Below are 16635 nucleotides of genomic sequence, written 5' to 3'. Positions count from 1 at the left end.
CTGTTGCCAACAGATTACTTGGGCTGCCAAGAGTCTTTCAGCGTGACCGTGCGGTTGAACACGGGCTGCTCGGGGCGGTGGTCTTTGCGGTCGGTCACGAAATAGCCCAGTCGCTCAAACTGCCAACGGCTTTCGGCGGGCAGGTTTTTGGCTGCGGGTTCGGCGTAGGCGGTGATTTCTTTGACGGACTCGGGGTTGAGGAAATCGGTAAACGGCAGATAGTTGCCGTCTTCGCCGTGCACGGCATCGGGACGCTCAACGGTAAAGAGGCGGTCGTACAGGCGGACTTTGATTTCGGCAGCGTGTTTGGCGGAAACCCAGTGAATCACGCCTTTGACTTTTCTGCCTTCGGGATTTTTGCCCAAGGTGTCGTGGTCGATGCTGCATTTGAGTTCAACCACATTGCCTGCCGCATCTTTTACTACTTCATCGCATTTGATCACATAGCCGTGGCGCAGGCGTACTTCGCCGCCGAGTGTCAGGCGTTTGAAGCCTTTGGGCGGATTTTCGGCAAAGTCGTCTGCTTCGATGTAAATGGTTTGGGACACAGGGATTTCGCGCTCGCCCATTTCTTCGTGATTGGGGTGGAACGCGGCGCGGCGGCTTTGGGTTTTGCCGGCTTCAAAGTTGGTCAGGGTCACTTTGAGCGGGTTCAAGACCGCCATCAGGCGCGGAGCGGAGTTTTCCAGCTCTTCGCGAATCGCGCCTTCCAACACGCTCATATCGACGATGTTTTCAGATTTGGAAATACCGGCGCGTTTGGCAAACAGGCGCAGGCCTTCGGGCGTGTAGCCGCGGCGGCGCATACCGGAAATGGTGGGCATACGCGGGTCGTCCCAGCCGGAAACGTGGCCTTCTGAAACCAGTTGGTTCAGCTTGCGCTTGGAGGTGATGGAATACAGAAGCTCCAAACGGGAAAACTCGTATTGGCGCGGGCGGGTAGCGTGCGGCGCAGGGATGTTGTCCAACACCCAGTCGTAAAGCGGGCGGTGGGCTTCAAATTCGAGCGTACACAAGGAATGCGTGATGCCTTCGATGGCGTCGGAAATGCAATGCGTGTAGTCGTACATCGGGTAGATGCACCATTTGTCGCCGGTGTTGTGGTGATGGGCGCGGCGGATGCGGTAGATGACCGGATCGCGCATATTGATGTTGCCCGAAGCCATGTCGATTTTCAGGCGCAGGGTTTTGCTGCCGTCGGGGAATTCGCCGTTTTTCATGCGTGTGAACAGGTCGAGGTTTTCTTCGACGCTGCGGTCGCGGTAAGGGCTGTTTTTGCCCGCTTCGGTCAGCGTACCGCGATATTCGCGCATTTCTTCGGGCGTCAAATCATCGACATACGCTTTGCCGTCTTTGATTAAACCGACGGCGTAGTCGTAAAGCTGGTCGAAATAGTTGGAAGCGAAACGCGGCTCGCCCGCCCAATGGAAACCGAGCCACTCGACGTCTTCTTTGATGGCGTTGACGTATTCGTCGTTTTCTTTTTCGGGGTTGGTATCGTCGAAACGCAGGTTGCACAAGCCGTCGTAAATATACGCCAAACCGAAGTTCAGGCAGATGGATTTGGCGTGGCCGATGTGCAGGTAGCCGTTGGGTTCGGGCGGGAAGCGGGTTTGGATGGCTTCGTGTTTGCCGCTTTTGAGGTCTTCTTCGATGATGGTGCGGATGAAATGGTTGTCCGCGAATTGGTCTTTGTTGAGCATGGTCGAGAGCTATCTGAAAATATGATGTCGTGCCGATTTTACCTGAAAACAGGACGGCTTTACAGTCAATACGGGGTACAGAGGTCGTCTGAAAACCGTTTCAGACGACCTCTGTATGGACAATTACGAATCGGATGAAAGATTGGAATGGTCGGAAGCATTGTCTTCCGGACGTTTGAATGCGGTTGAGGAATCGATCAAATTGACCAGCAGGTTAATCAACAGAACAATACCCAAAATAACCAAAATTGCGATTGGGTAAAAAATCCAAAGCAAACCGGTAGTGCCGATAAAAGACCAGCGCATGGACGCCCAAAATGCTTGAAGCGAGGATTTTTCCAAAGAGAGCAGCTTGGGGCGGGCTGCGGTGGCGATAATGGAAGCAATCAGCGAACCAACATAAAATACAGGCAATCCTAGCCACAAAAAAGCTGATCCGTGATGATCGTAATTAGGGGAGTAAGGGTCATTATGACTGTCAGCACTGTCTACCGCCATCATAAACAACAACCAAAGTATGGTTGTTATCCACACGCTGCCCGCCACAGTAGCAGGTCGCAAACGATGGGAAAACAAGACATAAACCAGATTCGCCGAGCCAAGCATCAACATACCGGCAATCAATGTAAGCTCGAAGCGATCGGGTATTGCCTGACTGAACCATATCGAGGTCGTGATGATAATAATGATACTGCCAGCCAATGATAGGCCGGCAAATGTTCTTTCGCTAATACGGGGGAAATTCATCTTGATGACTTTTCAAAACTGTTCTTCTAAATAAAAAAACATTCATGGATGGATGCTTAGTTTTCAGACGACCTACCCATCCAATAGCAGCCATCTGAAAACGCTTCCCCATTGTACCCGAATTTCATTAACCTTTTGTAACTCCCGAAATCAAAGCGGCACAGGCTCGGCAACCAGCCATTCTACGCCCGCATCGCCCAAAACCTTCTGCATGGCGGCTTCCGGTACGCGGTCGGTAAATACTTTGTCAAACGAACCGATGTCGCCCAGCCTGACCAAGGCATTGCTGTTGAATTTGCTGTGGTCCACGCCCAAATACCTGACCCGCGCATTGGTCATCATCGCCTGCATGACGCTGACTTCTTTATAGTCATAGTCCAAAAGCGAGCCGTCGCTTTCCACGCCGTGCGTACTCATGACGGCATAATCGACTTTAAACTGATTGATAAAATCAACCGTCGCCACGCCCGTAATCCCGCCGTCCAATGGGCGCACGACGCCGGAGGTGATGATGACGGTGTAGTCGGTGCGCGCGGACGTGATGGAGGCAACGTAAATATTGTTGGTGATAATCCGCAAGTTTTTGCGCTGCTTGACCAACTCTGCGGCAACGGCTTCCATCGTCGTGCCTATGCTGATAAACAGCGACGAATTGTCGGGAATGTGGGCGGCAATCAGGCGGGCGATGGCGTTTTTTTCATTTTGGCAATGATTGCGCTTGCCTTGCGCCGCGCTGCCGGAAATATCGCCGACCGACGCGCCGCCGTGGTAACGCTTCAACTGACCGCTTTCGCTCAATTCCTGTATGTCGCGGCGTATGGTCTGCGGGGTAACATCCAAGGCTTCCGCAAGCTGCTCGACCGTCATGAAATGTTGCTCGCGCACGAGCGTGAGGATATGTTCGTGTCTCTGTATTTTCGGTTTCATCTGGATTCGTTTCCATTCGTTCCGGTTCGTTTGAATTCGGATTGTACGCCTTTTGCCCGAAGCAGGAAAAGGCAGCCGTCGATTTGGCTTTTACCAAAACCAAAGGTCGTCTGAAAACCTGAATCCGGTTTTCAGACGACCTTTTTGCTGGATTTGGATTATTCCGCTTCGTATTTACGTTCCAAACGCTCCACGCACGCGCTTAAGTGTTTACGCATGACTTTGACGACGCGGTTGCGTTTGCCGTTGACCAGCAAGTCGAGGATTTCGCGGTGTTCGGAATGGGTGTGGGGATTGATGGCGCGTTTTTCATTACGCTGCGCATCGAAGACGGCGACGATGAGCGAAGAGCGGGCGCACAGGGTATTCATGATGTCGAACAAGACGTGGTTATCGATCAGGCGCGCGAGTTCGACGTGGAAGGCGTTGGACAGGCGGTTCCAACCCACGCGGTCGCCGCTGTCGGACGCCTGTTCTTCACGCTCGATCATGGCGTAGAGCGGCTGGAGGCGGGTTTCCAAATCGGGCATATCGGACAGGAGGTTCAAAATCATGCTTTCCATTTCGATACGTGCGTTGAACACGTCCTGCATTTCCTTCAAATCGGGAACATGGACGAACGCGCCGCGATTGGGCTGTAAATCGACAATTTTGTCGTGTGCCAACAGGGACAGCGCGCCGCGCACGGTATTGCGCGAGCAAACCATCTGGCGGCAAAGCTCGGATTCGGTCAATTTTTTGCCGGGCAGCAAAACATGATCGGTGATGCCGTCCAAAATCAGGGCGTAAACGCGGAACAGCTCCGAATCGTGCCTGCCTGCCGGCATCATGGAAGAAGGGGTGGGCGCATGAAGGGTTTCGTTATCGGTATTCATTATTTAAGCTCTCCTCATAGTCTGGCGTGTCATATCGTTTGAAATAACAGAAATTTTGCAACGGCAGCAACCCGCCCCTTATCGCTTTTTGCTTGATTCCATTTCGATATAGCACAAAATCTGATTAAGATATAATTAAAAATTGTTGACAATCTTTAGTGAAGCTTGCACAATATCCTCACAAGGCCAAGTTATGAAGGCTGATAGAGAGAGAATCCACAATAAGCAAGCAGATATATTCATGGTGTAGCGTGAATATATCTGCTTTTTTGTCGGGCGGCCTTTATTCACGCTTTAACAGTATTCCGCCTCTAAACGCTTTTCAGACGACCCCTGAAAGATACGGGAGGTCGTCTGAAAAATTACTCTGCTTCGACGGTTTCAAAACTGTGGGTGATTTTCGCCGCCTTGCCCAGCATAATCGAGGCGGAACAATATTTCTCGGCAGACATCTGCACGGCGCGCTCGATGGCGGATTCGGTCAAATTGTGTCCGATGACTTTAAAATGGATATGGATTTCGGTAAACACGCGCGGGGCATCGTCGGCGCGCTTCGCGGTAACCGTCGCTTGGCAGTCCACCACCTTTTGACGCTGCTTCTCGGCAATCATCACGACATCGATGCTGGAACAGCCCGCCACGCCCAAAAGCAGCATTTCCATCGGGCTGGGACCGCGTTTCGCCTGCCCTTCCGCCGCCGCGCCTTCCATGACGACGCTGTGTCCGTTTTCGGTCGTGCCGACAAAGCACATTCCGTCTATCCATTTTGATGTAACTTGCATGATTTCTCTTCCGCGAAGTTGAAGTTGGTTTGCCCAATATTGTAAACAAATTTGACTGATAAATATAGCAAGAGGTCGTCTGAAATTTCCGTTTCAGACGACCTTATTCAATCCCGATACGCCCAATGATTGACCGGACCGTGTCCCGCTCCAATGTTCAAAGGGTTGCGAATCGCTTCGGTAATGTATTTTTTGGCGGTTTGCACGGCTTCGAGTGTTTCGAAACCTTTTGCCAGCTCGGCGGCGATACAGGCGGAGAACGTACAGCCCGTACCGTGCGTATGCGCCGTCGGGAAGCGGCGGTCGGTAAATTCAAACACTTCATCCGGCGTAAACAGCCAGTCGGTGCAGTATTCGCTGCGGCTGTCGCCCAAATGCCCGCCTTTAATCACCACGTTTTTCACGCCGCAATCTTGCAGGATTTTGGCGGCGCGTTCCGCATCTTGGCGGCTTTCAATGCGCACGCCCGTCAAGGCTTCCGCTTCGGGCAGGTTCGGCGTCAGAATGTCCGTATCGGGCAGAAGCAGGCGTTTCATCGCTTCGACGGCGGAATCCTGCAACAGCGGTGCGCCACCTTTAGCAATCATCACCGGATCGAGGACGCGCTTGCCGAAACGGCATTTTTTCAGATTTTCGGCAACACATTCAATCACTTGAACCGTACCCAGCATCCCGATTTTATAGGCGCGGATTTCAAAATCGGTGCGGACGGCTTCGATTTGAGCAGTGATGATGTCGGTTGGAACCAGATGCACCGCCGATACGCCGAGCGTATTTTGCGCGGTCACGGCAGTCAGCACACTGGTGCCGAACACGCCGCGCATCTGAAACGTCTTCAAATCCGCCTGTATCCCCGCCCCGCCGCCGGAATCCGAGCCGGCGATGGTCAGCGTTTGGACGAATGTTTCTTCCATTTGGCTTCTCCTATTGTTTGGTTTGATGAAACGGTTCGGATAGCGGTTTGAAGTTATTTTCGTTTGTTTGGACCTGTCAGCCCAATTTTTTTAATTCTCGGCTCAAGATGCCGTGTATTTCCAGCGCCGTTTCGTAGCGGTCTTCTTTGGCAGGAACCGGCTCCAGAAAATGCAGCTCCACCTTGCTGGAAGGCTGGCTGATAATCATGCAGATGGATTGCCACAGGCTGGTATCGTCCACATAAGCCGCCTGAAGGTTCGGACTGGTGCCGTCAGGATTGGGGTAGCGGCAGAGCATGGGAATAATGGGAACACCTGCATCGTAGGCAGTTTGGAAAAAGCTGGGTTTGAACGGGAGGATTTCATAACCTTCCGTACTCGTCCCTTCAGGAAAAATAGTCACGGTATCGCCGTTTTTGAGGGCTTCGGTTACGGTAGCGATTTTGGCGGTATTGCCTTTAGTGCCTTTATTGCGTGAAACGTACACGGTTTGCGCCTGTGTGGCGAGATAGCCAACCACCGGCCATTTGGCAACATCGTCTTTAGCCACAAATCTGCCCGGGAATGCGCCGTTGACCGCCATGATGTCCAACCAAGAGATATGGTTGCTGATTAACAACTGTGCCTGCCCTTCCTGAGGCAACGTACCGAAGGTTTCCAGCTTCATGCCGCATGAAGCGAGGACGCGCAGCGACCAAATTTGGATGGCACGCAATTTGCGCCGTTTGCTGTAAAAGGGAAACAGGAAGAACATTTCCGCCATACCGTAAAGCAGGCAGATGCCGATACAGAGCAGGCGGAAGGTAAAACGCAGTTTGGCAATCATAAGGTTGTGGTGTGTGTATATTGGTATAGGGTGGAATTGCTAAAAATCGTTGATTTCACAATAGTTGAGGTCGTCTGAAAAGGTTTTCAGACGACCTTTTAGTCTTTATAGTCTGGGGGCAAAACGCTGAAGGTAACGATCTGCCAGACGGGTAATGTCCATCATGATAAGCACGTCGGCGCAGTTGAACGCTTCATCGACACAAGGCTCGCCGCAAAACCATGCGCCTGCGTTGAGGTAACCTTTAATCAGCGGCGGAACATCCGGTTTGTCCGACGGGGTGATTTCGTCCCACTTGAGCGGATTGAGCGGTTTGACGCACCATTTTTCAGGCGCGAGGTATTTGGATTTCAGGGCATGATACAGACCTGCCGCATCGCTGCCGCCGTCGTGCATATCAATGCTGCCGCAGCCTATCATAAAGCGCAGGTTTTCATCTTTCATGAATTTGACCAAACCCGACCACAAAAGCATGACCAAACCGCCGTTGCGGTAGTCGGGGTGGGTGCAGGCGCGGCCGAGTTCGACGGTTTGCGGCAAGATGTCTTTCAAAGGGGACAAGTCAAATTCGTGTTCACTATACCAGCCGCCGACTTTTTTGGCGGTTTCTTCGGTAATCAGGCGGTAGCAGCCGATGACGTCTCCGGTTGCGTCGTCAAAAGCCAAAAGGTGGTGGCAATGTTCGTCGTAAGGATCGACATCGCGACCGTCTTCGCTTTCGATTTCCGCCCCCAGTTCTTGGGCAAATACCTGATAACGCAAGCGTTGTGCTGCTTCAATTTCCGCCTGCGTTTCCGCAAGGCGCACGCTCAGACCGATTTTGGGGCCGGTTTGGTTGAAACGGCTTTGGGACATGAATTTTCCTGTCTTATACATTGGATAATCGATTTGCGATTATAGCGGATATAGGACGGAATTTATATTGAGTTCGGACAAGTGAAGCAAATTAGGGATGAAATGTCTATGCAGAAAGAATTTTTTACAACAGAATGGGTATGGCTGTTTTCAGACGACCTCTCCCTTGTTTTGAAAACATCCTGCATCCCTTTTTCTCCAAACTTACTCTAAAAGTTTCAGGTCATCTGAAAATTCTATCTGATCAAAAACAAACCGCCCTTTCAGGCGGTTTGTTTTCAGCTTAAACAGACGGTTATTGTTTTTTACCGCCAAATACACCAAAGGCATTGTCACTCAAAGAACCGTTGTTGCCTGGTGTCTTATTGTAACTGTAACGCCCCGCCATTTCGGCTGCTTTGTCGCCATAGAATCCGCCGGATATAGAACCTTCGACACCGGAATTCCACTTGCCGTTAAAGCTGCTGCCTGAAATACCTGCTGTAAAGGCTTGTTCACCCATATATCGGTTATCGCCACTATTGATTTTACCTGCGATGGTTTTTGCATCAAAATCAACATCGGCGGTAAATGAACCGGTGGTACGATAGGTGTTGCCGGCACCCACCCAGTTTTCCTTATCATCCAAGTTGCGGGCACGGAAATTCAACACATCGCCGGCGTATTTGGCTGTACCGGACGGCAAAGAGGCACTCATTTCACCCTGAACAAACAAGGAGTAAGCATTATCGGCAAGTTTTGCCGCACCGAAGACAACGTTGCTCAAATTGCCTGAAGCAACAAACGACTTATAGTCTGAGCCCAATTCAGTTTGATGGAGCTTGTTGGTAACAGGTGCCAAAGCGATTGCCGTACCGTTGATAATGACTTTGGTCAAGTCCGCGATATTCGATAAGAAGTATTGCTCGCCTGTTTCGCCTTTTTTCAATTCGGCTGCAGCGGCATCAACTTTAGGCTGAGTTACAGGCGCATCAGGTTTGGCAACCGGCGCATCAGGCTGTCCGCCTGCTTGAGCTGCTGTCTCTTGGCGTTTTGCACCGAACACACCGCGCGCCACTACATCTTCATCACGTTGGTTTTTGCCTGCCGCACTATATGTACCGGCAAGTTGGTCTGCCTTCGCGCCAAAGAATCCGCCTTGCATCGTACCTTGCTTGTTGGAGAAGGTGTTGCCGTGCAAATCGCCATTGAAAGACAAATTTTCCGCCATATCGCGCGCATTGGATTTGACGACACCTGCAATCCTATTGCCACCGCTACCACCGCCAACCGTTTGATCGGAATAGCGGTTGATGCCGACATTGATGGTTTTTTGGTCGAAATTGACTTTTGCGGTAACATCAGTTGCTCTGGCGGCAGGATACAGGTTTTCCAATTTAGATGCAGAGCTTGTATCAGGAAGCTCGTTTAACAAGCTGGTATTGACCGGCAATCCGTTTGCAAAATGCAAACCGATACCTTTATAAGTAGCTTCACCCTTTAGAGCGGCAACGGTTTCGCTACCAGACGGCGCACCTTGTACAAATAAAGCTTGTTTGAAATCACGCAGATTGGTTACATCGGCAACACCGCCATAACGAACATCAGGCAGCAGGTCGCCGCTGTGTATCGCATATTGTGCTGCATCGGCTTTACCGCCGTTCGTACTTCTTTCGCCCAACGTGAACTCACCTGCTTTAACGTCTTTGGTATTAATGGCGACACCATCAAGTACGACGCTGTTTTTATCCGATGCAATCGGGGCTTCGGTTTTGGCATATTCCAAATCGCCGGTTTCACGTTTTTTCGCTACCAAGACACCGCCATCCAAAGCTTTACCCATTACTTTGCCTTCGCCGCCAAAACCTTGACCTGAATTGGCCTCATTGGCTTTCTTGGCTTCTTCAGCTTTCTTGGCTTCTTCAGCTTTTTTGGCTTCTTCAGCTTTTTTGGCTTCTTCAGCTTTCTTGGCTTCTTCAGCTTTCTTGGCTTCTTCGGCTTTCCTGGCTTCTTCAGCTTTCTTGGCTTCTTCGGCTTTCTTGGCTTCTTCAGCTTTCTTGGCTTCTTCAGCTTTCTTAGCTTCTTCGGCTTTCTTAGCGTCTTCAGTTTGTTTTGAATCACCTCCTCCGCCCGAGCCAGAATTATTGCCCGGCTGTTGCGGGGTCGGTGCAGGCTGTGCAGACGGCGTACCACCACCGCTTGAGCCGCATGCACTCAATGCGATGCTGCAAGCAATCGCCAACATACTTAATTTAAATGATTCCTTCATGGTAAAACTCCTGAATGTGATAATGGTATTTTGGAATGATGATGATAAAATATTTGATAATTATTTACAACAAACCAATTAAAATATACCGCAAATGCGGATAACCAAACGGTAGTAAACTTACATCAGCATGAAGGTCGTCTGAAAACAGAATTTATGAATCCGCGTATACAGATGTGTTTCAGACGACCTCTACTTATATCGTCAAACCATTAATGACGGTGTGGAACAAAGCCTTCCGGAGCTTCCGCACCTTCAGGCAGGCCGAAGGTTTCACGCAGAACAACTTTGTAGAACGCAAACGCATCTTTTGCGCCCTGAATCGCCTCGGCTTCGGCTTCGGGGCTTAAACCCAAAGTATTCAAATGCTCGACAAAAGCACGCCAATGTTTGCCGCGGCCGTTCGGATGAGGGGCGAGGTGGCGCGCGCCGTGTTCTCCGTTGTAATCCAGCTTTTGCGCGTGTTTAAACAAAAATGCTGCGCCCAAATTGGAACCTTCGGCGCAATACAGCCAACCGATGGCTTTGTTGCCGGTTTCATGCGGCAGCGGTTTGCCGTATTCGTAGGGTTTGTCGCCCAAATCCGCCAGGTCTTGCGTTACCGCATCATAACGCGCCATATATTCCAGCTCAGGAATGGCTTTGTTCAACTCGGGGTCTTTATAGATATGATCGACCGCTTTGTGGAACACGGATTGCAGTTTCAAAAATTTGATGTAGTTCTCTTTGTTGGTAAACGGCTCGACAGACATCACCAAGTTGTCCACGCTGTCGTGAACGGTGGTGGTTTGCTCTTTCAGACGTTTGGCAAAAGTCAGCTCTTGTGTTTCGCTCATGTGAATATCCTTTGATAATCTACAAAATTCAATGAATGTTTTGATGAAACCCGCTCAGCGGTTTTTCAGACGACCTCAAATGAAGACCGCCCTGAATCAATAAAAAATTAACTGATGAAAAATCTGTGTTTGGAAATAGAGATTAAGATACTTCGACATTGACTCGTACAGACGAACAAACGAAGATTGTCATATTATAAAACAATTTAGGAATATATATCATTTCTATTACATTAGCAAGAATTTAACTTGCTATTATTTACATAAACCTGTTGTTTCTACATATTTGCAACAAATATGACAAAAGGTCGTCTGAAAGCGTTTCAGACGACCTCAATTTGATTACAAACAATACTATTTATATAGTCATAATTCGTTTTCCAGACACTATCTCCCTCATATGTAAGCAATTTGGGCTATCCCTATGTTTTCCTTTATAATACCTGCCTCTTTGACCTCTTCCCTCCTCCATGAAACCGATTCCTAGCTATACGCGCTGGTGGCGTTATAAATCCTACCTGCCCGACGCATCGCTGCCGGCGCATACGGTGGATTGCCCGGACTGCGGCAACCGCATGGATATTCCGCGCCTGCGGCAGGGGCAGGAGGCGCATTGTCCGGTGTGCAATCATGAAGTGGTCGAGGTGGAAAACAATCCTTATGTTGCACCGCTGGCTTACGCGACCACTTCGCTGATTTTGATGGCGTTTGCGTACAGCATGGTTTATATCCGCGTGCAACTCTTCGGCGTAACATCCGTCCTGTCGCTGCCGGAAATGATGCGGCTTTTGATTTATCAGGATTACGGCTTTCTGGCGGAAGTGATGTTCGTCCTGACTTTTGGCGCGCCGGTATTGTTTTTACTGCTTTGCCTCTATGTTTATACGGCGCTGGTGCGCGAGCGGGCGTATCCTGCGCTGCGGTTTGCGACGCGGGTTTTGGTCAGGCTGCGCCATGCGATTATGGTGGATGTGTTTTTTATTTCCACTTTGGTGGCGTATATCAAGCTCTCGTCCGTGGCGGCGGTAGAATTCGGCTCGGCGTTTTATTTGATGTTTGCGCTGTCAGTCATGCTGATTCGGACTTCAGTCTCGATTCCGCAGCATTGGGTTTATTATAAAATCCACAGACTGATGGGTGGGGATGCGGTGCAAACGGCATCCGACGACAAAACCTGTTGCAGCCGCTGCCTGTATTTCCGCGATAAAGACGAGCAGCCTTGTGAGGTTTGTGGTGCGGATTTATACCGCCGCCGCCAGAAAAGCCTGAGCATTTCGCTGGCGTTTTTGATTGCGGCGTTTATCCTGTATTTCCCTGCAAATATTCTGCCGATTATGATTTCGTCGAACCCTACCGCGCTGGAAGTCAATACGATTTTCAACGGCATTGTGTATATGTGGAACGACGGCGACAGGCTGATTGCGGTGATTATTTTCAGCGCGAGTATTTTGGTGCCGGTATTGAAGATTATCGCGATGGCGGTTTTGATTGCGTCTGCTTATTTCAAACCGCCGATGAGCGCGCCTAAAATGTCGGTGCTTTATCGGATTACCGAATCCATCGGCCGCTGGTCGATGATTGATATTTTTGTGATTATTATTTTGATGAGTTCGTTCCACACCAACATGGCACGCGTCGTCCCCGGCGGGGCGGCGGTTTATTTCTGCCTGGTGGTGGTATTGACCATGCTGTCTGCCTATTATTTCGACCCCCGCCTGATTTGGGACAGGCAGCAGCAGCTTTCAGACGACCCCGATTCCGACGATAACCAGAAACAATGAAAAAACACGATTCTTCTCAAACACATCGCGCACCCGCGCGTGTCAAAAAAACCAACGTCTTCACGTCCATCGTGTGGCTGATTCCGCTGATTGCGCTGATTGCAGGCGGCTGGCTGCTGGTGAAAGATATCCGCAACCGAGGTCCGGTCGTCACGCTTTTGATGGACAGCGCGGAAGGCATTGAAGTCAACAACACGGTAATTAAAGTGCTGAACGTCGATGTCGGACACGTTACCCGCATCAAGCTGCGCGACGATCAAAAAGGCGTGGAAGTCACCGCCCAACTTAACGCCGATGCGAAAGACCTCATCCGCAGCGATACGCAGTTTTGGGTGGTCAAGCCCCGTATCGACCAAAGCGGCGTAACCGGTTTGAGCACGCTCCTGTCTGGTTCGTATATCGCGTTTACGCCCGGCAAAAGCAATGAAACGAAAGACGTATTTGAAGTTCAGGACATTCCGCCGATTGCAGCCATCGGACAAAGCGGCCTGCGCCTGAAGCTGGTCGGTCAAAACGACAAAATCCTCAACGTCAGCAGCCCCGTGCTTTATGAAAACTTTATGGTCGGACAGGTAGAAAGCGCGCATTTCGAGCCTGCCGACCAAACCGTGCATTACACCATCTTCATCCAAAGCCCGAACGACAAACTGATTAATTCGGAAAGCCGCTTCTGGCTGGAGAGCGGCATCAATATCGAAACCACAGGCAGCGGCGTGAAACTCAATTCCGCTCCCCTACCCGCGTTGCTTTCCGGCGCGATTTCGTTTGATTCTCCGAAAAACAAAAACAGCAAAAATGTGAAAAGCGAAGACAGTTTTACGCTTTACGACAGCCGCAGCGAAGTGGCAAACCTGCCCGATAACCGTTCGTTGTATTACACCGCGTTTTTCAAACAGTCCGTGCGCGGTCTGACCGCCGGTTCGCCCGTCGAATATAAAGGGCTTAATGTAGGTGTGGTTTCCGATGTTCCCTATTTCGACCGCAACGACAGCCTGCATTTGTTTGAAAACGGCTGGATTCCCGTGCGCATCCGCATTGAGCCGTCGCGCATGGAAATCAATGCCGACGAACAAAGCAAAGAGCATTGGAAACAACAATTCCAAGCGGCTTTGGGCAAAGGTCTGACCGCCACTATTTCCAGCAACAACCTGCTGACCGGCAGCAAAATGATTGAATTGAACGATCAGCCTTCGTCTTCCCCCAAGCTGCGACCGCACACCGTTTACGCAGGCGATACCGTTATTGCCACACAAGGCGGCGGTTTGGACGATTTGCAGGCAAAAGTGGCGGATTTGTTAGAGAAATTCAACAACCTGCCGTTGGATAAAACCGTTGCAGGCTTGAACGGCTCGCTTGCCGAGCTCAAATCCACCCTCAAATCTGCCAATGCCGCCCTGAGCTCCATCGACAAACTGGTCAGCAAACCGCAAACGCAAAACATTCCCAACGAGCTGAACCAAACCCTGAAAGAATTGCGCCAGACCCTGCAAGGTGTATCGCCGCAATCGCCCATCTACAGCGACGTGCAAAATACCCTGCAAAGTTTGGACAAAACCCTCAGAGACGTACAGCCCGTCATTAATACTTTGAAAGAAAAACCCAACGCGCTGATTTTCAACAGCAGCAGCAAAGACCCCATCCCGAAAGGAAGCCGATAATGCGCCTCTTCCCGATTGCCGCCGCCCTGACGCTTGCCGCCTGCGGCACCGCGCAAAGCCCGCAATATTTCGTCCTGCCCGACAGCCAATACATCCGGCCGACGGCGCAAGGCAGCGAAATCGCGGTTAAAGTGAACCTTGCCGAACCGCTTGCCAGCGGCGGCCTCGTTTATCAAACCGACGCGTATCACGTGAATTTGGCGAAAAACCACCTTTGGGCGGCACCGCTCGACGGTGCGCTGGCGGCAAACCTCAGCAACAAACTCAACCGCCTCAATCCGCGCCATACTTTCGTTCCCGCCTCGCGCAGCCAAAGCAGCCAAACCCTTAAAATCTATATTGAAGCCTTCCAAGGCAGCTATCAAGGGCAGACTACCGTTAGCGGCTATGCCCTGTGGCCGGACGGACGCAACAAACCGTTTGACGTTACCACCCCGCAACAAGGCGACGGCTATACCGCCATGCTGGAATCTTTGGAAAACGGTTTGAACGAAGCGGCAAAAAGCATCGCCTATTGATGAGGTCGTCTGAAAACCCACTGTGGGTTTCGCCAAAACCATTCATCGTGCAAAAGGAAGAAACATGCACAACATCACGCTCTATACCCATCCCTTTTCACGCGGCAGATACGTCGTATGGATGCTGAAAGAATGCGGCGCGGAATACACCGTCGTACCCGTCCAGTTCGGCACGCAAATGAAATCCGCCGAATATCTCGCCATCAATCCCCAAGGGCAAGTCCCCGCGCTCAAATTCGGTGATGCCGTACTGACCGAATCGACCGCCATCATTACCTTTTTGGCGGAACAGTTCCCCGACAAACACCTCATCCCCGCCGCAGGTACGTTGGAGCGCGGCGAATACTACCGCTGGATGTGCATATTGATGCACCTCGAATACGCAGCCTTCAACAAACTGCACAACCTGCCTGTCGATACGCCCGAATGCCGCCGCCAAATCGGTTACGGCGATTTTGATACCGCATGGAACACATTGCGCGAACACTTGAAAAACCGCGACTATATCGTCGGTAACAGCTTTACCGCGATGGATTTGTACTGCTCCGCTCTGATTCTGCACTTAACGCAAAATTGGAAAGTGCTGCCCGCCGATGAAACCGACGTATTGCAACGCTACGCCGCCAAACATCTCGCCCGCCCCGCTTTCGCCGAAACCACGGCATGGATGCTGGAAACCGCCGCCCAAATGCCGCCAGTGGCATAAATCAAGATTATTAGAACCAAAAGGTCGTCTGAAACCTACTGTGCAGGTTTCGCCAAAAACATTCACAACGCAAAAGGAAAAGACATGCAAAACATCACGCTCTACACCCATCCCTTTTCACGCGGCACATACGTCGTATGGATGCTGAAAGAATGCGGCGCGGAATACACCGTCGTCCCCATCCAATTCGGCGCACAGATTCAGTCCGCCGAATATCTTGCCATCAATCCCCAAGGGCGGGTTCCCGCGCTCAAATTCGGCGATACCGTATTGACCGAATCACTTGCCATCATTACCTTTTTAGCAGAACAGTTCCCCGACAAACACCTCATCCCTGCCGCAGACACGTTGGAACGCGGCGAATACTACCGCTGGATGTGCCTGTCTCTGCACCTCGAATACGCGGCCTTCAACAAATTGCACAACCTGCCTGTCGATACGCCCGAGCGCCGCCGCCAAATCGGTTACGGCGATTTTGATACCGCATGGAACACCTTGCGCGAATACTTGAAAAACCGCGACTACATTATCGGCAACAGCTTTACCGCGCTGGATTTGTACTATTCCGGGCTGATTCTGCTCTTAACGCAAAACTTTAAAGTATTGCCTGCCGATGAAACCGATGTATTGCAACGCTACGCCGCCAAACATCTCGCCCGCCCCGCCTTTGCCAAAACCATGGCATGGGCGCAGGAAACCGTTGCCCAAATGCCGCCTGCGGAATAAATTAAGGCTATTAAAATAAAAAGGTCGTCTGAAAACCCGATTGAGAAGGGTTTTCAGACGACCTTTTATCAGACGATTGGAAAATCAGTATTTTACCGAATCATTGCCGCTGTTTTTTTGGATAAATTCAATTTTATAACCGTCAGGATCTTCCACAAAAGCAATAACGGTCGTGCCGTGCATCATCGGTCCTGCCTCGCGCACGACTTTGCCGCCTTTTTGTCTGACCCGTTCGCAAGCCTCATACGCATCATCCACTTCCACTGCGATATGACCGTAAGCATTGCCGATATCGTAGCTTTCCGTATCCCAGTTGTGCGTCAATTCCAGTACAGTATTTTCGGCTTCATTACCATAACCGACAAACGCCAAAGTAAAACGTCCTTCGGGATAATCATGGCGGCGCAGCAAAGACATGCCTAAAACATTTTGATAGAAGTCCAAAGATTTTTCGAGGTTGCCAACGCGCAACATCGTATGGAGCAGTCGCATAATGTATTCCTTTTATATTGTTTTAAAAACAGATTTTATCA

At 50.7% G+C, this 16635-nt stretch carries 16 protein-coding genes; 5 read left to right on the top strand and 11 right to left on the bottom strand.

Annotated elements, in window-relative coordinates:
- Positions 1-14 precede the first annotated feature (14 nt).
- From ACMYUL_RS09390 to ACMYUL_RS09345, 10 genes are all read right to left on the bottom strand, one after another.
- Positions 15-1703: a glutamine--tRNA ligase/YqeY domain fusion protein gene (locus tag ACMYUL_RS09390; RefSeq protein WP_342031829.1), complete on the bottom strand. Its 1689-nt coding sequence runs from the start codon at positions 1701-1703 to the stop codon at positions 15-17.
- Positions 1704-1826: 123 nt separating this feature from the next.
- Positions 1827-2450, bottom strand: a complete 624-nt coding sequence (locus ACMYUL_RS09385; RefSeq protein ID WP_342031830.1) for a hypothetical protein — start codon at positions 2448-2450, stop codon at positions 1827-1829.
- Positions 2451-2600: 150 nt separating this feature from the next.
- Positions 2601-3377: a DeoR/GlpR family DNA-binding transcription regulator gene (locus tag ACMYUL_RS09380; RefSeq protein ID WP_045072455.1), complete on the bottom strand. Its 777-nt coding sequence runs from the start codon at positions 3375-3377 to the stop codon at positions 2601-2603.
- Between the two features lie 158 nt (positions 3378-3535).
- Complete coding sequence (locus tag ACMYUL_RS09375; protein WP_415770174.1) at positions 3536-4252, bottom strand: GntR family transcriptional regulator; 717 nt, start codon at positions 4250-4252, stop codon at positions 3536-3538.
- Positions 4253-4614: 362 nt separating this feature from the next.
- Positions 4615-5034: an OsmC family protein gene (locus ACMYUL_RS09370; RefSeq protein WP_003741038.1), complete on the bottom strand. Its 420-nt coding sequence runs from the start codon at positions 5032-5034 to the stop codon at positions 4615-4617.
- A gap of 107 nt (positions 5035-5141) precedes the next feature.
- On the bottom strand, positions 5142-5948 hold the full coding sequence (thiD, locus tag ACMYUL_RS09365) for a bifunctional hydroxymethylpyrimidine kinase/phosphomethylpyrimidine kinase (protein ID WP_415770172.1): 807 nt from the start codon (positions 5946-5948) through the stop codon (positions 5142-5144).
- A 76-nt stretch (positions 5949-6024) separates the two neighbouring features.
- The gene (locus tag ACMYUL_RS09360) at positions 6025-6774 is read right to left on the bottom strand and encodes a lysophospholipid acyltransferase family protein (protein WP_415770170.1); all 750 of its coding nucleotides are present in this window, start codon (positions 6772-6774) and stop codon (positions 6025-6027) included.
- A 105-nt stretch (positions 6775-6879) separates the two neighbouring features.
- Positions 6880-7629 (bottom strand): GNAT family N-acetyltransferase, encoded by a 750-nt coding sequence (locus tag ACMYUL_RS09355; RefSeq protein ID WP_415770168.1) that lies wholly within the window; start codon positions 7627-7629, stop codon positions 6880-6882.
- Positions 7630-7924: 295 nt separating this feature from the next.
- Complete coding sequence (locus tag ACMYUL_RS09350) at positions 7925-9877, bottom strand: transferrin-binding protein-like solute binding protein (RefSeq protein WP_415770166.1); 1953 nt, start codon at positions 9875-9877, stop codon at positions 7925-7927.
- Positions 9878-10089: 212 nt separating this feature from the next.
- Positions 10090-10713 carry a biliverdin-producing heme oxygenase gene (locus ACMYUL_RS09345; RefSeq protein ID WP_415770164.1) on the bottom strand — a complete coding sequence of 208 codons (624 nt, stop codon included), beginning with the start codon at positions 10711-10713 and terminating at the stop codon, positions 10090-10092.
- A 470-nt stretch (positions 10714-11183) separates the two neighbouring features.
- On the opposite strand from ACMYUL_RS09345, the gene ACMYUL_RS09340 reads away from it, so the two are divergent.
- From ACMYUL_RS09340 to ACMYUL_RS09320, 5 genes are all read left to right on the top strand, one after another.
- Positions 11184-12494 (top strand): PqiA/YebS family transporter subunit, encoded by a 1311-nt coding sequence (locus tag ACMYUL_RS09340; RefSeq protein ID WP_415770162.1) that lies wholly within the window; start codon positions 11184-11186, stop codon positions 12492-12494.
- Complete coding sequence (gene pqiB / locus ACMYUL_RS09335; protein WP_415770160.1) at positions 12491-14152, top strand: intermembrane transport protein PqiB; 1662 nt, start codon at positions 12491-12493, stop codon at positions 14150-14152. Before ACMYUL_RS09340 ends, pqiB begins: the two co-directional genes overlap by 4 nt.
- Positions 14152-14670 (top strand): membrane integrity-associated transporter subunit PqiC, encoded by a 519-nt coding sequence (locus ACMYUL_RS09330; RefSeq protein WP_415770159.1) that lies wholly within the window; start codon positions 14152-14154, stop codon positions 14668-14670. The genes pqiB and ACMYUL_RS09330 overlap by 1 nt, the downstream gene beginning before the upstream one ends.
- Before the next feature lie 64 nt (positions 14671-14734).
- Positions 14735-15376, top strand: a complete 642-nt coding sequence (locus ACMYUL_RS09325; protein ID WP_070514558.1) for a glutathione S-transferase family protein — start codon at positions 14735-14737, stop codon at positions 15374-15376.
- An 84-nt stretch (positions 15377-15460) separates the two neighbouring features.
- On the top strand, positions 15461-16102 hold the full coding sequence (locus tag ACMYUL_RS09320; RefSeq protein ID WP_342031837.1) for a glutathione S-transferase family protein: 642 nt from the start codon (positions 15461-15463) through the stop codon (positions 16100-16102).
- A gap of 84 nt (positions 16103-16186) precedes the next feature.
- On the opposite strand, the gene gloA is transcribed toward ACMYUL_RS09320, so the two are convergent.
- The gene (gene gloA / locus ACMYUL_RS09315) at positions 16187-16594 is read right to left on the bottom strand and encodes a lactoylglutathione lyase (protein ID WP_003756006.1); all 408 of its coding nucleotides are present in this window, start codon (positions 16592-16594) and stop codon (positions 16187-16189) included.
- Positions 16595-16635 lie beyond the last annotated feature (41 nt).

This window comes from Neisseria sp. CP9 (assembly GCF_047758525.1).
Lineage (GTDB): Bacteria > Pseudomonadota > Gammaproteobacteria > Burkholderiales > Neisseriaceae > Neisseria.
The sequence above is the reverse complement of the archived record's forward strand: the minus strand, read 5'-3'. Positions and strand labels throughout refer to the sequence as shown.